Raw genomic sequence first — 308 nt, 5'->3', positions numbered from 1 at the left:
GTTTGCAAAATGCTTGCAATTGTTAGCTATAGTGGTGGGTATGGCGAAAGCGAGTATCGGAGAGTTCCTCAAGGAGCAGCGGCGTACGGCGCAGCTCTCGTTGCGGCAGCTCGCCGACATGGCCGGGGTGAGCAACCCTTACCTGAGCCAGATCGAGCGAGGGCTGCGCAAGCCCTCGGCCGATGTGCTCCAGCAGATCGCCAAGGCGCTGCGGATCTCATCCGAGGCGCTCTACGTCCGCGCCGGTCTCTTGGACGAGCCGATCGGCTCGCACGGCGTCAGTGACGCCATCCTGGCGGACGCGTCGC

1 protein-coding gene is annotated in these 308 nt (G+C 63.6%); it reads left to right on the top strand.

The annotated features are described in order from the left end of the window. Positions 1–31: 31 nt before the first annotated feature. Positions 32–308: helix-turn-helix domain-containing protein (locus ELR45_RS22910; RefSeq protein WP_420813936.1), on the top strand; the 277-nt coding region annotated here is incomplete at its 3' end.

It is taken from the genome of Phytoactinopolyspora endophytica, from assembly GCF_004138495.1.
Lineage (GTDB): Bacteria > Actinomycetota > Actinomycetes > Jiangellales > Jiangellaceae > Phytoactinopolyspora > Phytoactinopolyspora endophytica.
The sequence above is the reverse complement of the archived record's forward strand: the minus strand, read 5'-3'. Positions and strand labels throughout refer to the sequence as shown.